This window comes from uncultured Ruminococcus sp. (assembly GCF_934476685.1).
In the GTDB taxonomy this organism is placed as follows: domain Bacteria; phylum Bacillota; class Clostridia; order Oscillospirales; family Ruminococcaceae; genus Hominimerdicola.
This window is the reverse complement of sequence record NZ_CAKSNX010000002.1, coordinates 107,525-131,077: the sequence shown is the minus strand read 5'-3', so window position 1 is coordinate 131,077 and position 23,553 is coordinate 107,525. Positions and strand designations below refer to the sequence as shown.

Genomic DNA, 23,553 nt, shown 5'->3' with positions numbered 1-23,553 from the left:
ACAAAGTTTATTTGCCATTCTTGTATAAATTACCCATTCCAGTATTTTCTGTCCAAACTTCTGTATTGAACCGCAAGGGCAATATGCTTTTTGTCTATTATCTCTGCGCCGTCCATGTCGGCAGCTGTTCTTGCAACTTTCATTATTTTGTCATAGGCTCTTGCAGACAGACCAAGCTTATCAAAAACATTTCTGAGCAAAGCCTCCGCCTGTGAGGTAACAGGGCATACCTCATGGAGCATATCAGGGGTTATCCTTGCGTTGCAGGTGATATGTGTTCCTTTGTATCGCTTGTTCTGTATATCTCTTGCCGCCTGCACTCTTGCCCGTATGTCAGCTGAGGATTCTTCCTTTGCTGTTGACGAAAGGTCGGAAAATTCCACAGGGGCAACTTCAAGATGTACATCGAAACGATCCAACAATGGTCCGCTGACTTTATTAAGATAGTTTGCGACCTGCTTGTGTGAGCATATACACTTCCTTGTGGGGTGACCGTAATATCCGCAGGGGCATGGGTTCATTGCGCCGATAAGCATAAATGAACTTGGATATGTAATGCTGCCCGAAACTCTCGATATAGTGACCTGCTGATCTTCCATAGGCTGACGGAGTATTTCTAGAGCAGGTCTTGAAAATTCCGCAAGCTCGTCAAGAAAAAGCAGACCGTTATGCGCAAGAGATATCTCACCCGGTTTCGGAACAGAACCGCCGCCTGCAAGACCTGCCGCAGAAACGGTATGGTGCGGCGATCTAAAGGGTCGTTCTGTCACAAGCGGACTTTGTTTATCGAGCAGTCCTGCGACAGAATGTATATTTGTGGTTTCAATAGACTCTTCAAATGTCATTTCAGGCAGTATGGACGGCATACGCTTTGCAAGCATAGATTTTCCCGAACCCGGAGAACCTATCATAAGAGCATTATGACCTCCTGCGGCGGCAAGCTCCAGTGCTTTCTTTGCGGCAGCCTGTCCCTTTACATCTGCAAAATCAAGTGCGCCGTTCCTGTTCTGCTTTTCGGGGACATATGTCTGAGCAGGCACAATTTCAGCCTTTTCCGCAAGATGAAAAACAAGCTCACCTATGGAGGCAACCCCATAACACTTTATGCCCTCCACCACGCTTGCTTCTCTGAGATTCTCGATAGGAACATATATCTCTTCCATTCCGCTTTTCTGAGCTAAGATAGTCATAGGCAGAACGCCCTGAACGGCTCTTATCTCGCCGCTCAACGATACTTCGCCGATAAAAACTGATCTTTTCAGACGCTCATCATCGGAAAATCCCATAACCCTCAGCAAAGCCACCGCAATGGCGAGATCATGGACAGAGCCTGTCTTTTTCACATCGGCAGGGGCAAGATTTATCATAACTTTCTGATGCGGGAAATTCAGTCCGCAGCAGCGGAAAGCGGAACGTATCCTCTCCCTGCTCTCCCTTACGGCGGCATCTGCAAGACCTACTATATCAAAGCTTGGTATTCCCTTTGACGCTTCCACCTCAACATAAACAGGGAAAGCATTAAGTCCCAGAAGTCCCAGACTGTTTATACTTGCAAACATCAGATATCGTCCTCGTTTCCGTCATTTACAACAGATCCAATAAAGCTGAGTACGTCCTCATAGACCTCCTGCTTGTTGGTTTCGTTCAGAAGTTCGTGCCTTGCGCCTCTGTAAATCTTCATTTCAACATCGCAGTTCTGCACGAACAGACGATTGAACACACTCAGCACACCTTTTCCGTAATTGCCCACAGGGTCAGCGCTGCCCGCAATAAGATATGTGGGAAGATCCTTCGGATATGTTTCAAACCACTTGTCATCAGACACATACCACAATACTTTCATAAGGTTCTCAAAACCGTTAAGTGAGAAAATAAATGTACACTTATCGTCCTTTGCGTATTTATCAACTATCTTTTCATCACGGGACAGCCAATCGTATCTCGTTCTGTGAGGTTTTATTTTTGCATTGTAAAGACCGAAAGCCAGCTTATCAAGCAGTCTGCTGTGGAAATTATCCGAGAAAACGCTCTTCATCATCTCAATAACTGCGAGGAGTGCAGGTATGCCTTTCATCTCTCCCTTTGTTCCGCAGAACACCGCTGCGTCAAGCATACTGCCGTGCCTTGTCACATAGGCTCTTGCAAGGAAGCTGCCCATACTGTGACCAAGAAGTATATACGGCTTGTCCGAAAATCTCTCCTTTGCAAGCTTAGTCAGGGCATACATATCCTCGACGGCATTCTGCCAGCCGTTTTCCTCAGAAAAATATCCATACTCGCTCGAATCATTTACACTGCCGCCATGACCGAGATGATCGTTTCCGCATACGGCATATCCATGTTCGCAAAGATATGCTGCAAATTCGGTATATCTCTCAAAATACTCGCACATTCCGTGAGCTATCTGCACCACTCCCCTGACCTCTCCGTCGGGTATGAACATGGTGTAGAATATATTGTGTTCGCCGTCAGCTGACGGGTAAAAACTGTTCAGTCTGATATATCTGCATTCGGGATCCATAACAAAAGCCTCCATACATTAAATTATATGGATTATTATATCACAATGATTGACAATAATCAAGCTGATTTATAATAACTTTTTGTCATATTGCTAAAAAGTGGTCCGTAAACGTTTATAATTGTTAAATAATTATTACGCCCCTTGTCAAAAATCTAAAATGTGTTATAATAAAAGTATGATAATTTGTTCATATTGAAAAAACATTTATGAGGTGAATACAATGACAGAAATGGAACTTTACAAACTTTGGTGCGAAAAGGCTGTTGACGACGCTGATCTTCAGACTGAACTTAAGTCTATCGAGGGCGACGAAGCCGCTATTCAGGACAGATTTTACAGAGATCTCGAATTCGGTACAGGCGGACTCAGAGGCGTTATCGGCGCAGGCGCATACAGACTCAACGTTTATACTATCAGAAGAGCTACACAGGGTCTTGCTGATTATGTAAACGGTGCATTTGAAAACGGCAGCGTTGCTATCGCATACGATTCAAGAATCAAGTCTGACGTTTTCGCTAAGGAAGCTGCTGCTGTTCTTGCAGCAAACGGCATCAAGGTATATATCTACTCCGAGCTTATGCCTACTCCAATGCTTTCATGGGCTGTAAGAGAACTTAAGTGTCAGGCAGGTATCGTTATAACTGCTTCACACAACCCTGCAAAGTACAACGGATACAAGGTATACGGCGAGGATGGCTGCCAGATCACTCTTGACGTTGCAAATACAGTTATCGGCAAGATCAATGCTGTTGAAATGTTCGGCGGCGCTAAGGTCATCAAGTTTGAGGACGGTATCGCAAACGGCAGCATCGAGTACATAAAGCAGGAAGTTATCGACAAGTACCTCGACAAGGTATCTGAGCAGGGCGTTCACACAGACCTCGTTGCTGACAGCGGTCTTAAGGTAGTTTACACTCCTCTCAACGGTACAGGAAACAAGCCTGTAAGAGCTATCCTTAAGAAGATCGGCATCAAGGAAGTTACAGTTGTTCCTGAGCAGGAAAATCCTGACGGAAACTTCCCTACCTGCCCATTCCCTAACCCTGAGATCAAAGAGGCTCTTGCTAAGGGACTGGAGCTTTGCAAGACTGTAAAGCCTGACCTTCTCCTTGCAACAGACCCTGACTGCGACAGAGTTGGTATCGCAGTTCCTGATCCTGACGGCAACTATGTTCTTTTCAGCGGTAACGAAGTAGGCGCTATGCTCCTTAAGTACATCTGTCAGGAAAGAACAGCTCTCGGCACAATGCCAAAGAACCCTGTTGCTGTAAAGACTATCGTTACAACAGATATCTGCAAGAAGATCGCTGCTGAATATGGCGTTGAACTCAGAGAAGTTCTCACAGGATTCAAGTTCATCGGCGAGCAGATCGGATTCCTTGAAAAGGACGGCGAGGACAGCAGATACATCTTCGGTTTTGAAGAGAGCTACGGCTACCTTGCAGGTTCTTATGTAAGAGATAAGGACGCTGTTGTTGGTTCAATGCTTATCTGCGAAATGGCTGCATTCTACCGCACAAAGGGCATCTCACTCCTCGAAGCCAGAGAGGCTATGTATAAGGAATACGGCAACTACCTCCACAGCCAGAAGTCATTCCAGTGCGAAGGTGCAAGCGGTATGGAGAGAATGAAGGAGATCATGTCTGACCTCAGAACAAACGGTCCTAAGGAGATCGGCGGACTTAAGGTCATCTCTGTTGCTGACTACATCGCATCTGAGGAAACAGCTGCTGACGGCACAAAGACAGTTCTCACACTTCCTAAGTCTGACGTTCTTGCGTTCAAGCTTGAACAGGGTGCAAGCGTTATCATCAGACCTTCAGGCACAGAGCCTAAGATCAAGGCTTACTACACAACTATCGGCGAAACAAGAGCTGACGCTGAAAAGCTTGAAGAGAAGATCGCTGACGATTTCAAGTCTATCCTCGGTTTCTAATTTAACTCACATAAAAAATTTCGGGACAGTATTTAGATACTGTCCCGTTTTTTGTACATATCAGCTATTAAGCTTTTTAAGAACATCAATTACCTGTGAAAGATCATCGCATTTTTCATACATTATTTTCGCCGTTTCATCATCGGGCTGTGAAAGATCGGGAATCATTACAGGAACGCAGCCTGCTGTAAATGCCGATCTTATCCCGTTAGGTGAATCCTCCAGTGCCATACATTCCCCACATGGCAGTTCAAGCTCTCCTGCCGCTGTGATGTATATATCAGGCGCAGGCTTGCCGTTTTTTATCATATCGCCGCAGACTATCTTATCAAACCTGTCATATACTCCGATAGAAGTAAGATACATCTTTGTGCGTTTTCTGTCTGTCGCCGTTGCAACTGCTTTTTTCAGTCCCACTTCATCAAGATAGTCGAGCAGTTCGTCAAGACCTTTCTTTTTCTCTATGCCGTTCTCTGCTATGTAAGCGTTCATAAGTTCAATGCGCTTTGTCCTTACGTCAAAGTAGTTAAAATCATCTCCGAATATGCCTTTAAGATGCGGTTCAGCATATTTTGCCGCAAGCGAACGTATGCCTAAAACGTGTTCTTTAGTCATATTCCAGCCGTAAAACTGTGCCGCCTCACACCAAAATCTCGTTAGCAGCTTTTCGGTATCTATCATAAGTCCGTCCATATCAAATATTACGCCTTTTATCATTTGTTTTGCCTCCCGTACTCATTTGAAATAATTATACAATTTTTTCTGCATAATTTCAAGAGATAAATTGACTTTTTGCTCGCAGTATGGTATTATTTATATAGTTGAATTCAGACAATAATTTTTATCGGGGCGTTTTTTTCTATGAATTACTATATATATGGCTACACCGACGTGGGAAGCTACCGTGAAAATAATGAGGACGCTGTGCTGGTGGATCATCAGGTACTTAACAGCGGCAGCGCAGAGGCTGCTGTTAGTGCACCGTTCATAGCCGCCGTATGTGACGGAGTGGGCGGAGAAAATGCAGGTGAGCTTGCGTCAAAGCTGTGTCTTCAGCACCTTTCTATACTTGAATATTCTTCGGCTACGGATATGAAGCAGAAGCTTATGACCATACACGGCAAGATCAAAAGGAGCGGAGTTTACAATGACAATGCTGTCAATATGCAGACTACCTTATGCGCTCTTGCAGTCGATGAGAACGGCAAGGCTCTGTGCGTAAATGTTGGCGACAGCAGAATGTACCGCTTTGTAAATGGTTCCATAAGACAGATATCCATTGACCAGTCATACGGCAGATTTCTTTATGAACACGGAAAAATAGAAGACCCCGACGATCTGTCGCCGGAATATCAGAATGCAATAATCTCATCAATAGGAAGTACAAAAAACGAACCTGAGATATCTCAGACTCCCCTTGTGAATGAGTTCGGTGCAGAGCCTGACGATATGATAATAATAGTTTCGGACGGCATATCCGATTATGTAAGCGAAAATGAATTTGAAATAGGACTTGCTATGGATCTCCCTATTTCTGAAAAGATAACTGCGCTGGCAAAGCTGGCTATAATGAACGGAAGTACGGATAATGTTTCTATCGTAGGCATAAAGCCGTATATCGACAAGGAAGAGCTTGAGGCGCTGACAGTCAAGGAAACTGTGGAAAAGACGGTGAATATCGCCGAAGTCCTTGCAGAGGCGGAGTCATTGGGTGATATACTTAATATAGACGTAAATGAAATAGTTCAGAACGGCAAGGAAAAAGAGCAGTCCAAAAAGGAACATATGCGCAAAGAAGAGATCGACCTTGAAACACACGATCTGTTTATGCAGGCACAGGCAAGCCTGAGCAAGCTTTCCGCTATGTTCAGAGATGATACAGAATAAATAAAGTAAAACAAATCCCATTGGATCACATGACCCAATGGGATTTTTAGTACATTTTATCGTACAGCTGTTATTCTGGTGTATAAGCTGATGTGTTAGCAGATGAAGGCGCTTCATCAATATCATACTGTGCGTCATCATAAAACGGTTCTTCTTCCGTTGACTTGCTGCAATTCTGTTCAAGATACTGAACGATAGCGTTTATCTTATCTGTGCCAACATAAAACGATGCACCTGTCATAGCGATATTTGTATTTATATATCCGTCCTCAGTAAAGCCGATAGTACCTCTAAGCAGGTCACTGTCTATATCCAGCTCATAATCCCAGTAGAACTCTTCCTTATGCTCACTTCTGACGCCACCTATGTCAGAAAACAGAATATCAAAAAACTTTCCGCTGTCACTTATCTCATATGTGTCGGTAATAAACATCTCTTCGTCCTCTAGGGAATAAAAGTGACTTACGTTCTTTATAGTGATTAAATTTTTCAGATCTGTATCAGCAAGAAAACTCTCTATATCCTGCGGAACATAGTCAATGTTTTCGCAGAAATAATATTCCTCTGTACCCTCATATTTTATCGCCGCAGCAAAATTGTCAGACATATTATTTACAGCAAATAATTCTGCATTTATCCTATGCGTTTCTTCTGTGTAATAATCATAACCTTCCACAGTAATGCTGCCAAGACTTTCGCCTACCTGTGTGCTGCTGTCAAGCGGCTTGCCACTGACAAAATATTCTTTTGAATCGAGCTGAAAATTGCTGTACTGTTCAGTTATGGTCATATCTTCCCAATGCTCCACCAAGGCAGTATCAACTTCATACTCTTCACTGTCATCTGAATTTTTTTGAGATGTATTACTGTTTTTTCCCACATCAGTTGAATGATCCTCAGATGCCGTTTCCGATGACATACCGGTGTCCTCTTCGTTAGCTATTAACTCATAACTGCTGTCTTTTCCGCCGTATTCCTGCGTTGAAGTATCTGACGTGCTGCTGTTTGTACAGCCTGCCGTTTTTTCTGTCTGCGGAGTTTTGCCGTTAAGCATAACAAATGCTGTCGCCGCAGCGGCAATACAAACGCAGGCAGCCGCTGCCGTTATCCACTTCCCTTTTACGGATACAGCCGCCTTTTTTGCAGAATAGCTGTCACATTCGGCTATGATCTTTTCATCTATATCTCCCATAGCCTCAAAAATATCTTCCGATCTCATAATACCGCTCCTTTCTTTCATAACTTATTTCACTTCGGATATTGAATTTTTTGTTTTGTTATATCCCGATCTTTTCAGATTCGAGGACTCTTTTCATTTTCTGTCTGCTCCTTAAAAGGCTTGATTTTACTGTGTTGATATTAAGTCCGTACTGCTGCGATATCTCTTTTATAGGCTTTGCGTAATAATATCTTGCCACGAAAACAGCCTTGTCCTTTTGTGAAAGCTCCAGCAGGAATTTGTCTATTATCTCACGCAGAAAGTTCATATCCGTCTGCTCCTCCGTATCCGAGCGGTCGGGTATGCATTCGTCAAGTTCGTGGAGGACAAGTTCAATTTCTCCGCCGCCACGTTTCTGACGCTTGCTGCTTTTATATCTGTCCAGAGCTATACAGCGGGTGATCTTACCCAGAAAAGCACCGAGTTTGACAGGATTTTTAGGCGGTATAGAATTCCATGCCTTCAGCCATGTTTCATTCACACACTCCTCAGCGTCCTCATTACTGTACAAAATATTGTACCCTACCGAGTAGCAGTAAGCTCCGTATTTCTCCTGCGAACGGAGCAGAGCTGTTTCATTCCTGTCAAAATACAGCTGAACAATATCGCCGTCGCTGATCTTGTCCACCCGATCACCCCCATTGATCTTTGAAAGTCCTTTCATATATACAGACGACTTTTTATACAAAAAGGTTTTGCAAAATTATAAACCTGCGCTACTTTATCAAAAATAACGCAGGTTTGATACAACTATCAGTTTTCCTGAGGTTTCTTGCTCTGTGTGAAAGATGCCCACAAAACCAAGGCCAGCAGCAGTACTGCAACGGTCATCCAGAAACAAAGTTCAGGCAGACTTCTCTGTGAAAAGGTATCATAATATCCTTTGAGATAGATAACACATATGAGCAGCGGAACTGCATAGGTCATATATCCACGCAGACCGTCAGGTATATGCTTTCCTACTCCCGCATTAGCCTCTTTTATAAAGTTATCCCAGCCCCAGCCGTTCTTTCTGACACAGAAAAGAACTCCGACAAGCGAGCCGAGCGGAAGAAGATTTGACGATACAAGAAAATCTTCAAAATCCATTATGGTAGTACCCTCACCGAGAGGATGAACTCCCGAAAGCACACTGAATCCTAGTATTGCAGGTACTGAAAGGACAAGAATAAGCACAAGGTTCACTATAAGCGATCTCTTTCTGCTCCAACCGCCAAGCTCTACGGTCATGGTGATGATGTTCTCAAAAACAGCTATGACAGTTGAAAGTGCTGCAAAGGACATAAACATAAAGAAACAGCTGCCCCATACATTGCTTGAACCCATATGATGAAAAACGTTCGGGAGGGTTATGAATAGCAGCGACGGTCCTGAATCAGGCTGTATACCATATGCAAAGCAGGCAGGGATAATTATAAGTCCCGCTACTATCGCCACAGCGGTATCAAGGATAATGACATTTACAGACTCGCCTATAAGTGTGCGGTCTTTTTTAAGATAGCTGCCGAATATCTCCATTGTGCCGATACCAATGCTTAGGGTAAAGAAAGCCTGCGTCATAGCAGCAAAAAGCACCGATGTGACACCTTTTTCAAAAAGCCTGTCAAAGTCAGGCACAAGGTAAAATTTAAGTCCCTCGCCTGCGCCTTTCAGACGTATCGAGTTTACCGCCAGCACCACCATAAGCGCCATAAGGAGTATCATCATAACTTTTGTTATCTTTTCGATACCGTTCTGAAGTCCCAGTGCACATACGCCAATGCAGAGGACTATAACTGCCGCCGCAAATATAAGCATAAGTCCCGGCGACTGCTGCATCTGGGTAAACGCTGCGGCTGTTGCCTCTGTGCTTGAACCGTCTATCGAACCTGTGGCATAGCGGAACGCATAATACAGCATCCAGCCTGTTACCATGGTATAGAACATCATCAGAAGATAGTTTCCTGCTATGCTCGTGTATTTTGTCATATGAAAACGGCTGCCCTTCTTTTCAAGACGGTTAAATGCCTGAGAAAGGCTTCGGCTGCTTCCACGTCCGATAGCAAACTCACATATCAGTATAGGCAGTCCCAGCAGCACAAGGCAAAGCAGATAAAGCACAAGAAAAGCTCCGCCGCCGTTCTGACCGCAGACGTATGGGAACTTCCAGACGTTTCCCAATCCTATTGCGCAGCCTGCCGACACTAAGATAAAGCCCAGCCTTGAATGAAAGGTCGCTCTGTTTTTTGTTGTTTGTTCCATTAAATTATTCTCCTAAAAAAAATATACAATGATTATTATATATTAACTTTTGTGTTTTGTCAATTCCAAAATCTCGAAATAGTTTATAAGTTCCTAATTTGACAATCTTAGTCAAATGTGTTATACTTCTGATTATAAATATTTAATGCAAACCACAATATGCATACTTTGTCAAGAAAGGGAGAGAAATATGGGAGAGAAAGTTAAGAAGCTGAAGAAGTGGCAGAAGATCGTAATTGTTGTGTTGGCGATTGTGTTGGTGGTAGTCGGAGGATTTTTCGTTTTTAGGAAACAAATTGCAAGAGCCATACTCAATGACGATCAATGGGCATTATTGAATATCTATTATGATTCACAAAAAATATTAGAATATAGTGATTATAATTATAATATTTATAAATTAATAGGTGTTAAAAGTTATTATGCAGATTCTACGTCATTTAATAATTACAGTTATGTCTATTATCAATCACAAGAATCAGCATGTATTTTTTCGCAATATTATTCTACAAATCCATTTTTCAAAAATTCAACGGAATGCAGAACAAATGATGATACCTTATATTTAAAATGTAATATAACGAATAAAGATTTTTACGAAGATGACGAGGGATACTTTGGTTCTGCAAATGCATCTAAAAAAATTGTAAAATTTGAAACTTTTGATGATGTGGATAATTCAAATAATATATGTAAAAGTTATTATAAAGAACAACTTAATACACTGAGTCAGTATCAAAATGACACAGATAGGATAGATTTTCCGGAAGAAGATTCGTATACTAGGCTTAATATAGAAATAATTGAGCTTCCATCATATATTCTTTTTCTATTTGGTTAAATTCTCACAAAACACCAGACATTAGATTCTTTAAAAAATATACCAAATGGAATTAGTAATTGGTGGAATAGTAGCAAAACTAGCACTCAAGTTTTTGAACTACCGGCAAAAATTTCAATAGAGGATGCAGAAACTCAAATAGCAGCTTTACAGAAATCAATAAGCGAAGGTAATACACTTGAGGACTTCTTCAAAATTCCAGAAAATCAAAATACTCATAGAAATAAAAAGCACATTCGTTCTGATTTGCATTGACAAGTAAGAACAAATGTGCTATATTTGTATTGACATTATATTATAAGGAGATAAAAATGCATTTCACTAAAGTCAAGGGAATTCTTTCAGCTAAGAACGGAATGAACCTTTACCGTGGCTGTACGCACGGCTGCATTTACTGTGACAGCCGCTCAAAATGCTATCACATAGAGCATGACTTTGAAGATATCGAGGTCAAGGAAAACGCTGTTGAATTGCTTGAACAGGCACTAAAACGCAAGCGCAGCAGATGTATGATAGGTATGGGTTCAATGTGCGATCCGTATATGCAGGCAGAACTTACAGTAAGATCTACCCACAAAAGTCTTGAGCTTATCGAGAAATATTCCTTCGGTGCATCTCTTATAACAAAATCGGACAGGATAATGCGTGATATTGACCTGATAGAACGGATAAACAGCAAAGCTAAAGCCGTCATACAAATGACGCTCACCACCGCCGATGAAGAGCTTTGCAGAATAATAGAGCCGAATGTCTGCACCACAGCAAGACGTTATGAAGTTCTTAAAGAGTTTCAGAAACGCAGTATACCAACCGTCGTATGGCTCACACCTATACTTCCATTTATAAATGACACCGAGGAAAATCTCCGCCGTATCCTTGATTACTGCTTTGACGCAGGCGTAAAAGGGATAGTATGCTTTGATTTCGGCGTAACGCTCCGTGAGGGTGACAGGGAGTATTTTTATGAAAATCTGGACAGGCATTTTCACGGTTTAAAAGAAAAATATGTACGCAGATACGGAGATTCATACATCTGCACCAGCGACAATAATGACAGACTTATGCGGATATTTACTGAGGAATGCAGAAAGCATAATGTTTTATACAAGCCTGACGAAGTATTTTCATATATAAAAGAATTTGATGAAAACAAAGATCAGCTTAGTTTTTTCGATATGTAGTATTCTCAGGCAAGATCAGAACGCCTCATCATATGGTAATAAACAGGTATAAGCAGCGCACACGCACCTATCCAAGCAAGCGGGCTGGCGATACAAACTGCCTTATAGCCTATTATTGCGGACAGCCAAACAGTTGCGGCAATACGCATTACAAGCTCTATCATGCAGGCAGCAAATGGTACAGCGCTGTTTTGCATACTCTGAATAGATGTGCGGTAAACTGCCAGCAGACCAAGCACAACATAAAAAGGCGCAACGCCAATAAGATAGCCGTCGGAATAATGATATATCTGCTGGCTGGGGTCGTCAAGAAAAAGTCTGACTATCGGGTGACGCAGCAGAAGGATACCTGCGCACATTATTACATTAAGCAGTTCTGTCTGTAAAAGGCAGGCACGAACTCCCGAACGGATACGGTCTTTAAGTCCTGCGCCGTAATTCTGTGCAACATAATTTGATATAGCCGTCATCATCGCATTGTTCACAAGGACAGATACCTGATCCGCTTTTGTGGCAGCGGTATACCCTGCTACCGCCGCTGTTCCAAGGGAATTTACAGCCGCCTGCATAGCAAGCTGACCTATACACATAACGGACATCTGAAATCCCATAGGAAAACCTGTTGCGAGATGACTTTTGATAGTACCGCCAAGGTCTTTGAAATCATTCTTTGTAATATGCAGTACGGAAAATGATCTCAGACCTACTATCAGACTTAGCAGTCCCGATATGAACTGCGACAGGACTGTTGCCCATGCCGCTCCTGCAACTCCCATATGCAATGGTACAATGAAAAGGATATCGAGGAATATGTTCAGCACAGATGAAAATACAAGAAAGTAAAGCGGCGTTCTGCTGTCGCCCAAGGCTCGGAGAATGTTTGATATCATATTATAGAAAACAGTTGCCGCTGTTCCAAGAAGTACGGCAAACATATAATCGTAAGCCTGATCGTAAATATCTTTCGGTATATGCATCCAGTTCAGTATGGGGTGCGAAAGCAGGCAGCAGACCAGCGTAAGCAATACGGTAAACGATACGCTCAGCAAAGCCGACGCAGCTATACTTTTTCGCATACCTTTTTCGTCCTTTGCGCCAAAGCTTTGCCCTAAACATATGCCGAAACCGCCTGTAAAGCCGTTGATAAAACAGAAAACAAAATATATTATTATGCTTGTCGAACCTACCGCCGCCAATGCGTTTTCGCCAAGCGTTTTTCCAACTACAACAGAATCGGCAAGAGTATAGAAAAGCTGAAATATATTGCCCAGAATAACAGGTATGGAAAATTTCACAAGACAGCTGAAAGGGCTGCCCACAGTAAGATCCATTTCCTTTGAGCTTGCCATTTAGAATACCTCCGTTTTTACATTTTTACTGATATTATTTGCGAAATAAATATTACCACACAAGTTCCTCTATTTCAATGTATCAATCGTGAACAAATACGATATATTTTCTGACGCATTTTATGTAAAGCACAAGCGCCATATATAAATTTATATATGCTATGAAAGATAAGTAATTTAGTATAAAATTCTAAATTAGTTTCATATTCTTTTCTTGCAAAAATTTGAACCCTGTGATATAATTTTTAATGAAAACGTTTACTGTTTTCAACCATACTGAAAAATGTATATGGAGGTATTGCAATGTCAGACACAAAAAACATTTCTCCTGAGCTTCTGGAGAAAATGAACAGATACTGGGACGCTGCCAACTATCTTTCCGCAGGTCAGCTCTATCTGCTTGACAATCCTCTTCTTCGTGAGCCGCTCACTATGGATCACGTCAAGAAGAAAATCGTTGGTCACTGGGGTACAGTTCCGGGACAGAACTTCATTTATGTACACCTTAACCGTGTTATCAAAAAATACGATCTCGATATGATCTATATTTCCGGCCCTGGTCACGGAGGAAACTTCATGGTAGCAAATACATACCTTGAAGGTTCATATTCTGAGGTTTATCCGAATATTTCAAGAGATGTTGAGGGTATGCAGAAGCTGTTCAAGCAGTTCTCTTTCCCAGGCGGAATCTCTTCACACGTTGCTCCTGAAACACCGGGTTCTATCAACGAGGGCGGTGAGCTTGGATATTCACTCGCTCACTCATTCGGCGCTGTATTTGACAACCCTGACCTTATCACGACCTGCGTTGTCGGCGACGGTGAGGCTGAAACAGGTCCTCTCGCAACAGCTTGGCATTCAAACAAGTTCCTGAATCCTAAGACTGACGGAGCCGTACTTCCTATTCTCCACCTTAACGGTTACAAGATATCCAACCCTACTGTTTTCTCAAGAATCTCACATGATGAGATAAAGAGTTTCTTTGAGGGTTGCGGCTGGAAGCCTTACTTTGTCGAGGGCGACGATCCTATGACAATGCACAAGCTTATGGCTGAAACACTTGACACTGTTATCGAAGAGATAAAAACTATACAGAAAAACGCAAGAGAAAACGGCGTTACTGAAAGACCAATGTGGCCTATGATAATCTTCCGTTCACCAAAGGGCTGGACAGGTCCTAAGGTAGTTGACGGAAAGCAGATCGAAGGCACTTTTAGAGCGCATCAGGTCCCTATGACAATGGAGGCTCCTGAGCATCTCAAAATGCTGGAGGACTGGCTCAGAAGTTATCACCCTGAAAAGCTATTCACAGAAGAGGGCAGACTTATCCCTGAACTTGAAGAACTTGCTCCGACAGGCGACAGAAGAATGGGCGCAAACCCACACGCAAACGGCGGACTTCTGCTGAGAGATCTCAGACTTCCTGACTTCAGAAAGTACGGCATCGACGTTCCTGCTCCAGGCGCAGTTGAGGCACAGGATATGATCGAGCTGGGCGGTTTTGTAAGAGATATTTTCAAGCTCAATGAAGAGAGCAAAAACTTCCGTATCTTCGGACCTGACGAAACTATGTCCAACCGTCTTGGCAAGGTATTCGAGGCTACCAACAGAGATTGGAACGCTGACAAGATCGACAATGACGAGTTCCTCGCATCAGACGGAAGAGTTATGGACTCAATGCTCTCCGAGCATATGTGTGAAGGCTGGCTGGAAGGCTATCTGCTCACAGGCCGTCACGGATTCTTCGCAAGCTACGAGGCATTCATCAGAATAGTTGACTCAATGTTCTCACAGCACGCAAAGTGGCTCAAGGTAACATCACAGCTCCCTTGGCGTCAGAAGATCGCATCTCTCAACTATATCCTTTCTTCAAACGTATGGCAGCAGGATCACAACGGATTTACTCATCAGGATCCTGGATTCCTCGATCACGTTGCAAACAAGAAAGCAGACGTTGTAAGAATGTATCTCCCGCCTGACACAAACTGCCTGCTGTCATGCTTCGATCACTGCATACGTTCAAAGAACTATGTAAACGTAATGGTAACTTCAAAGCACCCAAGGCAGCAGTGGCTCACTATGGAACAGGCTGTAAAGCACTGCACACAGGGTATCGGTATCTGGGAATGGGCATCAAACGATCAGGGACAGGAGCCTGACGTAGTTCTTGCCTGCTGCGGCGACACTCCTACTCTGGAGGCTCTTGCTGCTGTTACAATCCTCAGAAAGAATCTGCCTGACGTAAAGATCAGATTTATCAACGTTGTTGACCTGTTCAAGCTTCAGCCGCAGTCAAAGCATCCTCACGGACTTTCCGACGCTGATTTCGACGCACTCTTCACAAAGGATAAGCCTATCGTATTCGCATTCCACGGCTATCCGACACTTATCCATGAGCTGCTCTATCACCGTCATAACCGCAATCTTTATGTATGCGGCTATAATGAAGAGGGTACTATCACAACTCCGTTCGATATGAGAGTTCAGAACGAGATAGACCGTTTCCACCTTGTTATGGAGATCATCAAAAGACTTCCGCAACTCGGAAACACAGGTGCTTATCTCCACCAGCTCATGCAGGACAAGCTTGTTGAACACAAGCAGTATATTGCTGAGTATGGTCTTGATATGCCTGAGATCAGAGATTGGAAATGGGATATATAATACCTGACGTATTCACGAATATATAAATATACCAGAAACGGGATCTCCGAAATATATCGGAAGTCCCGTTTTGCTTATGCTATAAAAATTATTTGCAGCTTTAAAGCTTGCTGACCTTATCCCAGTTTATTTTACGATCTCTGTAATAATATTCTCTGTCACGGTCGCTTATCTCTCTTATTACCCTGCATGGGTTTCCAACTGCAACAGAATTTGCAGGGATATCCTTTACAACAACGCTGCCTGCTCCGATAACGGAATTATCCCCGATAGTCACTCCCGGAACAACTACTGTGCCTGCACCGAGCCAGCAGTTTTTGCCTATGCGTACAGGAAGATTATACTGCAAAGCCTTTAATCTAAGCTGCGGCAGGATAGGATGATTAGCAGACGCTAAGGTAACATTTGGTCCGAACATCGTATTGTCGCCAACATAGATATGTGTATCATCAACACAGGTCAGACAGAAATTTGCATAAACGTGATCTCCGAAATGTACGTGTCTGCCGCCCCAGTTTGCATAAAAAGGCGGCTCGATATAGCAGCACTCACCTACCTCAGCAAACATTTCTTTAAGCAGCTGTGTTCTCTTTTCGCCCTCTGAGGGACGGGTATGGTTGAAATCATACAGTTTTTCAAGGCATTTTGCCTGTTCAGAAATAAGATCTTTATCCCCCGGATCGTATATATCTTCTCCGTGCAAAAGCTCTTCATTTTTTATACTTTTCATAATTTACACCTCTAACAAAAAAATATGGGCTGCCGTTTTTTATCGGTATTGCCCATATTATATCACTCTGTTATTCGATTTTCAATACTGATAATCGTAAAATAAATGTTACTTTGAAATAATATTTACCGCAAGTATTACCACACCGAGTATAACAAGAACTACTCCCGTTGCACGGTTAAGAGTCTTTGCAGACACCTTATTTGCTATGGTTGAGGCTATAAGCGCAAACACAAGGGTGCTTGCCACACAAATTATCAGCGCCGTAAGATCAGGCATACCACCGATAGCGAAATGGCTTACTGAACCTGTTAAAGCTGTTGCAGCCATTATGAAAACGCTTGTGCCTACTGCTGTTTTAAGCTCATATCCGAGAACGGAAGTCAGCACCAACAGCATCATCATTCCGCCGCCTGCACCGATAAAACCGCAGATAAAACCTACCATTGCTCCGCACAGCAGGGAACGTACTGCCTTTTGCTTTGCGGTGGCATTTTCAAAACGTGCTTTAGGCTCCATAACCGGCTTGACGATAAACTTCACACCAAGCAGCAAAGTCATAAATGTAGAAAAGCTGCCCATGGTCGCACCAGGGACTATGCTTGCTATATAGCTGCCGAAAAGGGTAAAACACAGCACAGCCGCCATCATAATAAGTCCGTTGCGTATATCAAGATTTTTATTTTTAGCGTATGTATAGGCAGAGGCTGCGCTGGCAAGCACATCACTCGCCAAAGCTATTCCCACAGCCTGATACGGCTCGATACCGAGGAAAGTTATGAGCATAGGACTTATTACCGCTGCTGCACTCATGCCTGCAAAACCTGTTCCAAGTCCTGCGTCCAGACCTGCTATAATGCAGATGATTATATTAAACATAATTTTATTCTCCTTTAAAATAAATAAGACAGCAAAGGCCTTAAAACGCCTATGCTGTCTTATAATATTAGCACAAAACTTTCTGATTTGCAATACGAAAAATAAAATAGTTACATAAAGTCAAATAATTTTACAGCTTTTACTATTAAAAGTTATTTCTTTGCCAGATCCTTTATTACCTCGCCCGCCACAATAAGTCCAACAACAGATGGAACGAATGCAGTTGAACCAGGTATATCTCTTCTAGCTGTGCATTTTCTCGCCGTACCCGGAGGGCATATGCAGTGCTGACGGCAGGATATAGCCATATCCTCGATAGGTCTGATAGGCATCTCCTCAGAATAAACCACCTTAAGCTTCTTTATGCCAAGCTTTCTCAGCTCTCGGCGCATTACCTTTGCCAGTGGGCATACAGATGTGCTGTAAATATCTGCGACCTTGAAAGCTGTCGGATCAAGCTTGTTTCCTGCGCCCATAGAAGAGATTATCGGCACATTTACAGCCTCGGCACGTTTTATCAGCTCAAGCTTTCCTGTTACGGTGTCGATAGCGTCTATAACATAATCATACTGCGTAAAATCAAACTGGTCTGCCGTATCTGGCATATAGAAACATTTATAAGTATTGACCTTTATATTCGGGTTTATATCCTTTACACGCTGCTCGGCAACATCGACCTTATATTTTCCTACTGTGCTGCGTGTTGCGATTATCTGACGGTTAATGTTTGTAAGACAGACCTTGTCGTCATCTATAAGATCAAGCTCTCCCACTCCGCTGCGTGCAAGAGCCTCTACTGCATATCCGCCTACTCCGCCGATACCGAAAACAGCAACTCTGCTGCCTTCAAGCTTTTCCATAGCCTCTTTGCCGAAAAGCAGCTCGGTCCTTGAAAATTGATTAAGCATATTCAACACTCCCAAAGTAATCATAGTAAAACAATACAAATAGTATGATACCACAGATCAGCCGAAATTTCAAGGACTAAAACAAAATGTTAAATGAATATTTTGTTTTTCCGTCATCTCTGTCTGCTCTGACCTTATTCGCTGTCAGATAAAAGCCGCAGATCCTTTTTATGTTTCTGCTTTCTGTTATACGCTTTCAGCTTTTCACTGGGTATGACCTTTGTGGCAGGATCTACGCCATGCCAGCTGCCACGTCTGATAAGGTCAATTTTCCGCTGTTCCTTTTTGCTGAGTTTTTCATAGGGGATAAACTTCTTCTTTTCACCTTCCATATCAGTCCTCCTCCCCTGCTTTGAAATTGTATACAGGTTTGATGATATCAATGATCTCAGCGGTGTCTCCGATATTGCTTACTATATCGTCCATATTTTTATAAGCCATAGGGCTTTCGTCAAGAGTTCCTGCATTTACAGAGGTGGTATATACGCCCTTCATCTGCTTTTTGAATTCAGATACAGTAAAGTTCTCCTTTGCGGCTGAACGTGAAAAAAGTCTGCCTGCGCCGTGAGGTGCGGAAAAATTCCAGTCCTCATTTCCCTTTCCGATACAGATAAGACTTCCGTCACGCATATTGATCGGGATTATAAGCTTTTCGCCTTTCTGTGCGGAAACCGCCCCCTTTCTCAGTATCATATTATCTGTGTCGATATAATTGTGGATAGTTGTGAATTGCTCCTTTACATGAAGTCCCATACCCTTTATTATCTCGTCCATAATGGCATGGCGGTTAAGCATAGCGAACTCCTGCACTATCTTCATATCGTGTATATACTGTTCAAAAAGCTCACCCTCAGCATAGGCAAGATCTTTTCTTACACCTGTGCGCTTTGTGTTTACAAGCTTTTTTATCTCATGCTGTATCTTGTTCTGTCTGCCCTGCGCTTTAAGCTCTGCGCTAAGCTGATCTACTTCCTTTTGTGAAGATCCGTTAAGACGGCTGTAAGCCTCGTTCTGATAATACTTCGCTACCTCCGTACCGAGATGACGTGAACCCGAATGAACAACGATATACACAGAGCCGTCAGAACCCTTATCCGCTTCAATAAAATGGTTTCCGCCGCCCAGAGTGCCTACGCTCAGCTCTGCCCGCTGGGCGTTTATCTTATCATAGCAGAAAAGCTTTGTAAGATCTATCCTGCTCACATATCTGTGCGGCTTTTTCCTTATGGCAAAGCCTGAGGGAACAGAGCGGTATATAAGCTTATCAAGCTGCTGGACTTCGATATGCTTTTCTTTAAGCTTAACAGTTTCCATTCCACAGCCTATGTCAACGCCAACAAGATTTGGCACAGCTTTATCGGTTATAGTCATAGTTGTGCCGATAGTACAGCCTGCGCCTGCGTGTACGTCAGGCATTATGCGTATTTTCTGACCCTGAACAAATTCCTGATCCAGCATGGTCATTATCTGTGATACAGCGCCCTCGTCTATAATGTCAGTAAAGACCTTTGCGCTGTTAAATTTTCCTCTTAATTCTAACATAAGTTGATCTCCTTATAATTTTAAAATTTTGTCTGCCGTTCGGACGCAAAAAAGGACGTTTCACAACAAAAGAAACGTCCGATGATATCCGAAAAAAATTATGGATCAACGTTTTCCGAAACGGCAAACCTTCTGCTGACAACTATACGATATTATATTATACTTGATGCTTGAAATTTTACGCATGAGATCCACCGTCCTTTCTTAGAATTTTACTTATTATAATACACAAAGCAAATTTTGTCAAGCATTTTTTTATCGGCACAGAAAAACTATTTGTTCTGCTATGAAAATTTTGATCGTAATATTGATTTTCTACTAATGCATCAAAAAGCATACCATTCATATATGATTAATTTGTGCAGATTTTACATATGCGATTTTTGAGCAAAAATGCAGGCAAAAAGCATTGTATAAACTGCTTGATTTCTATAATATAAAGTGGTTGTAGTTTGTGCTGTATCAATAAAACGCAGTATAAAAATCTAAGTTTTCTCTAATTTGAAAATACGATAAAATGGGAGTATAATTTTGATACAGTAAAAAATATCTGAAAGGAACTGATATAAAATGGCAAACGAAAGATTTGAACTTAACAAAAATCTCGCTCAGATGTTAAAGGGCGGAGTTATCATGGACGTTACAACTCCTGAACAGGCTAAGATAGCTGAGGCTGCAGGTGCTTGTGCTGTTATGGCACTTGAGAGGATCCCTGCTGATATCCGTGCAGCAGGCGGCGTTTCAAGAATGAGCGACCCTAAGATGATAAAGGGCATTCAGGAAGCAGTTTCTATCCCTGTTATGGCAAAGTGCCGTATTGGTCATTTTGCTGAAGCGCAGATACTTCAGGCTATCGAGATAGACTACATTGACGAGTCAGAAGTTCTTTCCCCTGCTGATGACAAGTACCACATTGACAAAAGACAGTTCGACGTACCTTTCGTTTGCGGCGCAAAGGATCTCGGCGAGGCTCTCAGAAGAATAAACGAGGGCGCATCTATGATAAGAACAAAGGGAGAGCCAGGTACAGGCGACGTTGTTCAGGCTGTACGTCATATGAGAATGATGCAGAGCGAGATCAGAAGACTTACTTCAATGTCTAAGGACGAGCTTTATGAGGCTGCAAAGGTTCTTCAGGTCCCATACGAGCTGGTCCAGTACGTTGCTGAAAACGGAAAGCTCCCTGTTGTAAACTTTGCCGCAGGCGGAGTTGCAACTCCTGCTGACGCAGCTCTTATGATGCAGCTTGGCGCAGAGGGCGTATTCGTAGGCTCCGGTATCTTCAAGTCAGGCAATCCTGAAAAGAGAGCTCAGGCTATCGTAAAGGCTGTAACAAACTACAATGACGCTGCTCTTCTTGCTGAACTTTCAGAGGATCTCGGCGAGGCTATGGTAGGTATAAACGAGCAGGAGATCGCACTGCTTATGGCTGAAAGAGGTAAGTAAAATGGCTGTTATCGGCGTACTTGCACTTCAGGGTGCTTTTGCTGAGCATATAAAGAAGCTTTCAGAGCTTGGAGCGGAAAGCTTTGAGATAAGGCAGCTTAAAGATCTTGACAGAAAGATGAACGGACTTATTATCCCCGGCGGAGAAAGCACCGTTCAGGGCAAGCTTTTAAGAGAACTTGACCTTTTTGAACCTATAAAAAAGCTTATCGAGGACGGTATGCCCGTTTTTGGAACTTGTGCGGGAATGATACTTCTGGCAGAAAAAACTGAGAACGACAGCCGCAGCTATTTCGGCACAATGCCTATGACTGTCCGCAGGAATGCATACGGCCGTCAGCTTGGCAGCTTTTTCACAAAGGCGGATTTTGACGGCAGAGAGATACCGATGACATTTATCCGTGCGCCTTACATAAGCGACGAAGGCAGCTGTCAGATACTTGCTGAAACAGGCGGTCATATAGTTGCCGCAAGATATGAAAATCAGCTTGCAGCGGCTTTTCATCCGGAACTTAATGATGATAATTATGTTCATCAGTATTTTCTTGATATGATCGGCAAAGCTTAAAGGAAGTAAACAAAAGAAAATTTTATATAAAAGCAGGTGTGAGATTTATCATACCTGCTTTTGCTTTTAAAGAAATACTGCTATTATCCGATATTCAATGCTGTATTTATATAATTAAAAATATTGAGCAGAATATTAGTATTGCTATATTAAATATAAATTAAAAACATACGAAAATTCTTATGTCCGCCTTGACAATATGTTCGGCAAGGATTATAATACCCCTTATAAGTAAACCATTTTAATTACTATATAATACAAGATAATACAAAAACAGGAGTAGAGAAAATAATTTTGGAAATACGTTTGTCAGATCATTTCACATATAAAAAACTGCTGAGGTTCGTGCTGCCGAGCATAGTAATGATGCTGGTCACAATGATATACGGTGTGATTGACGGATTTTTTGTGTCGAATTTTGCAGGAAAGAATGCTTTTGCGGCAATCAATCTCATTATCCCCATACTTGTCGTCGTTGCGTCATTCGGATTTATGATAGGTGCAGGCGGCAGCGCACTTATTTCTTTTATGATGGGCAAAAACGATGAGCAGAAAGCAAGGGAGGTTTTTACCTTCATAACTGTTCTGCTTTTTGTTTTCGGAGTAATTGCGTCGGCTGTTATGTTTATTTTTATGGAACAGATAGCCGATCTGGTGGGAGCGAAAGGCGAACTTGCTCACTACGGCATACTTTACGGCAGGATACTTATATGCTTTACACCGCTGAATATGCTGTTCAACGCTTTTCAAAGCCTTATGGTCACGGCGGAAAAGCCTAAATTCGGACTTCTTATCTCAGTTATTGCAGGCATTACAAATGTGGTATTCGATTTTCTTTTTGTCTATGTTATGAAATGGGGCATTGCAGGAGCTGCTGCGGCAACGGCTATGAGCTGGTCGGTCGGCGGAATAATACCCCTTGTATACTTTTTGAAGAAAAGAAGTTCTGCGCTTTATTTCACAAAATTCAAACCCGACTGGCGGGCGCTGGGAAAGGTATGCTCAAACGGCTCTTCAGAAATGGTAACGAACATTTCTACTTCCATTGTTGCTATGCTGTATAACTTCCAGCTTTTGCGTCTGGCAGGTGAAAACGGCGTTGCGGCATACGGAGTTATAATGTATGTAAGCTATGTTTTCCTTGCAATATCAATGGGTTATTCTGTGGGCGCTGCACCTGTTGTGGGATATCATTACGGAGCAGACAACACAGACGAACTTAAAGGCATACTCAAAAAAAGTCTTTTTATAATGCTTATATCGGGCATAATCGCTACCCTGCTGTCGGAAATACTGACGGACGTTATGGCAAAAATATTCGTAGGCTATGACGCTGAGCTTTGCGATATGACTTCATATGCATTAAGAGCTTATGCCATTTCATTTATTATCAGCGGATTTAACATTTTCGGTTCTGCCTTTTTCACAGGACTTGGCAACGGAGCGGTATCAGCGGCAATATCATTCCTGCGTACATTTTTATTCCAGATCGCAGCGGTATTCATTCTGCCTATTATGTTCGGTGTAAACGGCATATGGTTCGCAGTTGTTGCGGCGGAGGGACTGACGCTGATAGTTACTGCCATTATGTTTGTGGTATACAGGAAAAAGTACAAATACTGTTAAGGAGGATAAAAA

At 42.6% G+C, this 23,553-nt stretch carries 20 protein-coding genes; 8 read left to right on the top strand and 12 right to left on the bottom strand.

Annotated features, from left to right (window positions below):
* Positions 1–29: 29 nt before the first annotated feature.
* Both Q0E19_RS03125 and Q0E19_RS03120 read right to left on the bottom strand, forming a co-directional pair.
* On the bottom strand, positions 30–1,559 hold the full coding sequence (locus Q0E19_RS03125; protein ID WP_294407314.1) for a YifB family Mg chelatase-like AAA ATPase: 1,530 nt from the start codon (positions 1,557–1,559) through the stop codon (positions 30–32).
* A complete protein-coding gene (locus Q0E19_RS03120; protein ID WP_294407312.1) occupies positions 1,559–2,521 on the bottom strand; it encodes an alpha/beta fold hydrolase in 963 nt (320 codons plus the stop codon). The genes Q0E19_RS03125 and Q0E19_RS03120 overlap by 1 nt, the downstream gene beginning before the upstream one ends.
* A 223-nt stretch (positions 2,522–2,744) precedes the next feature.
* Here Q0E19_RS03120 and Q0E19_RS03115 point away from each other — a divergent pair, with 223 nt between their 5' ends.
* Positions 2,745–4,460, top strand: coding sequence for a phospho-sugar mutase (locus tag Q0E19_RS03115; RefSeq protein ID WP_294407310.1), 1,716 nt, complete (start codon positions 2,745–2,747; stop codon positions 4,458–4,460).
* Positions 4,461–4,520: 60 nt separating this feature from the next.
* Here Q0E19_RS03115 and Q0E19_RS03110 read toward each other — a convergent pair whose 3' ends face one another.
* On the bottom strand, positions 4,521–5,177 hold the full coding sequence (locus Q0E19_RS03110) for an HAD family phosphatase (protein ID WP_294407308.1): 657 nt from the start codon (positions 5,175–5,177) through the stop codon (positions 4,521–4,523).
* 144 nt (positions 5,178–5,321) lie between these two features.
* On the opposite strand from Q0E19_RS03110, the gene Q0E19_RS03105 reads away from it, so the two are divergent.
* Positions 5,322–6,347, top strand: coding sequence for a PP2C family serine/threonine-protein phosphatase (locus tag Q0E19_RS03105; RefSeq protein WP_294407306.1), 1,026 nt, complete (start codon positions 5,322–5,324; stop codon positions 6,345–6,347).
* Positions 6,348–6,417: 70 nt separating this feature from the next.
* Here Q0E19_RS03105 and Q0E19_RS03100 read toward each other — a convergent pair whose 3' ends face one another.
* The 3 genes from Q0E19_RS03100 to Q0E19_RS03090 form a co-directional block, all read right to left on the bottom strand.
* The gene (locus Q0E19_RS03100; RefSeq protein ID WP_294407302.1) at positions 6,418–7,566 is read right to left on the bottom strand and encodes a hypothetical protein; all 1,149 of its coding nucleotides are present in this window, start codon (positions 7,564–7,566) and stop codon (positions 6,418–6,420) included.
* A 58-nt stretch (positions 7,567–7,624) separates the two neighbouring features.
* Positions 7,625–8,194, bottom strand: coding sequence for a sigma-70 family RNA polymerase sigma factor (locus Q0E19_RS03095; RefSeq protein ID WP_294407299.1), 570 nt, complete (start codon positions 8,192–8,194; stop codon positions 7,625–7,627).
* Positions 8,195–8,319: 125 nt separating this feature from the next.
* Positions 8,320–9,807, bottom strand: coding sequence for a sodium-dependent transporter (locus Q0E19_RS03090; RefSeq protein ID WP_294407297.1), 1,488 nt, complete (start codon positions 9,805–9,807; stop codon positions 8,320–8,322).
* A 190-nt stretch (positions 9,808–9,997) separates the two neighbouring features.
* Here Q0E19_RS03090 and Q0E19_RS03085 point away from each other — a divergent pair, with 190 nt between their 5' ends.
* The gene (locus Q0E19_RS03085) at positions 9,998–10,648 is read left to right on the top strand and encodes a hypothetical protein (RefSeq protein WP_294407293.1); all 651 of its coding nucleotides are present in this window, start codon (positions 9,998–10,000) and stop codon (positions 10,646–10,648) included.
* Positions 10,649–10,959: 311 nt separating this feature from the next.
* Positions 10,960–11,829 (top strand): radical SAM protein, encoded by an 870-nt coding sequence (locus tag Q0E19_RS03080; RefSeq protein WP_294407291.1) that lies wholly within the window; start codon positions 10,960–10,962, stop codon positions 11,827–11,829.
* Between the two features lie 5 nt (positions 11,830–11,834).
* Here Q0E19_RS03080 and Q0E19_RS03075 read toward each other — a convergent pair whose 3' ends face one another.
* The gene (locus Q0E19_RS03075) at positions 11,835–13,178 is read right to left on the bottom strand and encodes an MATE family efflux transporter (RefSeq protein WP_294407289.1); all 1,344 of its coding nucleotides are present in this window, start codon (positions 13,176–13,178) and stop codon (positions 11,835–11,837) included.
* A gap of 303 nt (positions 13,179–13,481) precedes the next feature.
* Here Q0E19_RS03075 and Q0E19_RS03070 point away from each other — a divergent pair, with 303 nt between their 5' ends.
* Positions 13,482–15,842: a phosphoketolase family protein gene (locus Q0E19_RS03070; RefSeq protein ID WP_294407287.1), complete on the top strand. Its 2,361-nt coding sequence runs from the start codon at positions 13,482–13,484 to the stop codon at positions 15,840–15,842.
* Between the two features lie 100 nt (positions 15,843–15,942).
* On the opposite strand, the gene Q0E19_RS03065 is transcribed toward Q0E19_RS03070, so the two are convergent.
* The 5 genes from Q0E19_RS03065 to Q0E19_RS03045 form a co-directional block, all read right to left on the bottom strand.
* Complete coding sequence (locus tag Q0E19_RS03065) at positions 15,943–16,572, bottom strand: sugar O-acetyltransferase (RefSeq protein WP_294407285.1); 630 nt, start codon at positions 16,570–16,572, stop codon at positions 15,943–15,945.
* 108 nt (positions 16,573–16,680) lie between these two features.
* Positions 16,681–17,454, bottom strand: coding sequence for a sulfite exporter TauE/SafE family protein (locus tag Q0E19_RS03060; protein ID WP_365904566.1), 774 nt, complete (start codon positions 17,452–17,454; stop codon positions 16,681–16,683).
* Between the two features lie 149 nt (positions 17,455–17,603).
* Positions 17,604–18,359 carry a tRNA threonylcarbamoyladenosine dehydratase gene (locus Q0E19_RS03055; protein ID WP_294407280.1) on the bottom strand — a complete coding sequence of 252 codons (756 nt, stop codon included), beginning with the start codon at positions 18,357–18,359 and terminating at the stop codon, positions 17,604–17,606.
* A gap of 134 nt (positions 18,360–18,493) precedes the next feature.
* Positions 18,494–18,691, bottom strand: a complete 198-nt coding sequence (locus tag Q0E19_RS03050) for a hypothetical protein (protein WP_294407278.1) — start codon at positions 18,689–18,691, stop codon at positions 18,494–18,496.
* Position 18,692: 1 nt separating this feature from the next.
* Entirely contained in the window at positions 18,693–19,901 is a 1,209-nt protein-coding gene (locus Q0E19_RS03045; RefSeq protein ID WP_294407274.1) for an RtcB family protein, read from the bottom strand.
* A 570-nt stretch (positions 19,902–20,471) separates the two neighbouring features.
* Between Q0E19_RS03045 and pdxS the strand changes: the two genes are divergently transcribed.
* The 3 genes from pdxS to Q0E19_RS03030 all read left to right on the top strand — a co-directional run bounded on the left by pdxS (position 20,472) and on the right by Q0E19_RS03030 (position 23,541).
* Positions 20,472–21,347, top strand: a complete 876-nt coding sequence (pdxS, locus tag Q0E19_RS03040) for a pyridoxal 5'-phosphate synthase lyase subunit PdxS (RefSeq protein ID WP_294407272.1) — start codon at positions 20,472–20,474, stop codon at positions 21,345–21,347.
* 1 nt (position 21,348) lies between these two features.
* Positions 21,349–21,915: a pyridoxal 5'-phosphate synthase glutaminase subunit PdxT gene (pdxT, locus tag Q0E19_RS03035; RefSeq protein ID WP_294407270.1), complete on the top strand. Its 567-nt coding sequence runs from the start codon at positions 21,349–21,351 to the stop codon at positions 21,913–21,915.
* Between the two features lie 294 nt (positions 21,916–22,209).
* Positions 22,210–23,541, top strand: coding sequence for an MATE family efflux transporter (locus Q0E19_RS03030; protein WP_294407268.1), 1,332 nt, complete (start codon positions 22,210–22,212; stop codon positions 23,539–23,541).
* Positions 23,542–23,553 lie beyond the last annotated feature (12 nt).

Coding starts and splice junctions, on each gene's coding strand:
- Q0E19_RS03125 (WP_294407314.1), bottom strand. CDS start 1,559: ATGTTTGCAAGTATAAACAGTCTGGGACTTCTGGGACTTAATGCTTTC.
- Q0E19_RS03120 (WP_294407312.1), bottom strand. CDS start 2,521: ATGGATCCCGAATGCAGATATATCAGACTGAACAGTTTTTACCCGTCA.
- Q0E19_RS03115 (WP_294407310.1), top strand. CDS start 2,745: ATGACAGAAATGGAACTTTACAAACTTTGGTGCGAAAAGGCTGTTGAC.
- Q0E19_RS03110 (WP_294407308.1), bottom strand. CDS start 5,177: ATGATAAAAGGCGTAATATTTGATATGGACGGACTTATGATAGATACC.
- Q0E19_RS03105 (WP_294407306.1), top strand. CDS start 5,322: ATGAATTACTATATATATGGCTACACCGACGTGGGAAGCTACCGTGAA.
- Q0E19_RS03100 (WP_294407302.1), bottom strand. CDS start 7,566: ATGAGATCGGAAGATATTTTTGAGGCTATGGGAGATATAGATGAAAAG.
- Q0E19_RS03090 (WP_294407297.1), bottom strand. CDS start 9,807: ATGGAACAAACAACAAAAAACAGAGCGACCTTTCATTCAAGGCTGGGC.
- Q0E19_RS03085 (WP_294407293.1), top strand. CDS start 9,998: ATGGGAGAGAAAGTTAAGAAGCTGAAGAAGTGGCAGAAGATCGTAATT.
- Q0E19_RS03080 (WP_294407291.1), top strand. CDS start 10,960: ATGCATTTCACTAAAGTCAAGGGAATTCTTTCAGCTAAGAACGGAATG.
- Q0E19_RS03075 (WP_294407289.1), bottom strand. CDS start 13,178: ATGGCAAGCTCAAAGGAAATGGATCTTACTGTGGGCAGCCCTTTCAGC.
- Q0E19_RS03070 (WP_294407287.1), top strand. CDS start 13,482: ATGTCAGACACAAAAAACATTTCTCCTGAGCTTCTGGAGAAAATGAAC.
- Q0E19_RS03065 (WP_294407285.1), bottom strand. CDS start 16,572: ATGAAAAGTATAAAAAATGAAGAGCTTTTGCACGGAGAAGATATATAC.
- Q0E19_RS03055 (WP_294407280.1), bottom strand. CDS start 18,359: ATGCTTAATCAATTTTCAAGGACCGAGCTGCTTTTCGGCAAAGAGGCT.
- Q0E19_RS03050 (WP_294407278.1), bottom strand. CDS start 18,691: ATGGAAGGTGAAAAGAAGAAGTTTATCCCCTATGAAAAACTCAGCAAA.
- Q0E19_RS03045 (WP_294407274.1), bottom strand. CDS start 19,901: ATGTTAGAATTAAGAGGAAAATTTAACAGCGCAAAGGTCTTTACTGAC.
- pdxS (WP_294407272.1), top strand. CDS start 20,472: ATGGCAAACGAAAGATTTGAACTTAACAAAAATCTCGCTCAGATGTTA.
- pdxT (WP_294407270.1), top strand. CDS start 21,349: ATGGCTGTTATCGGCGTACTTGCACTTCAGGGTGCTTTTGCTGAGCAT.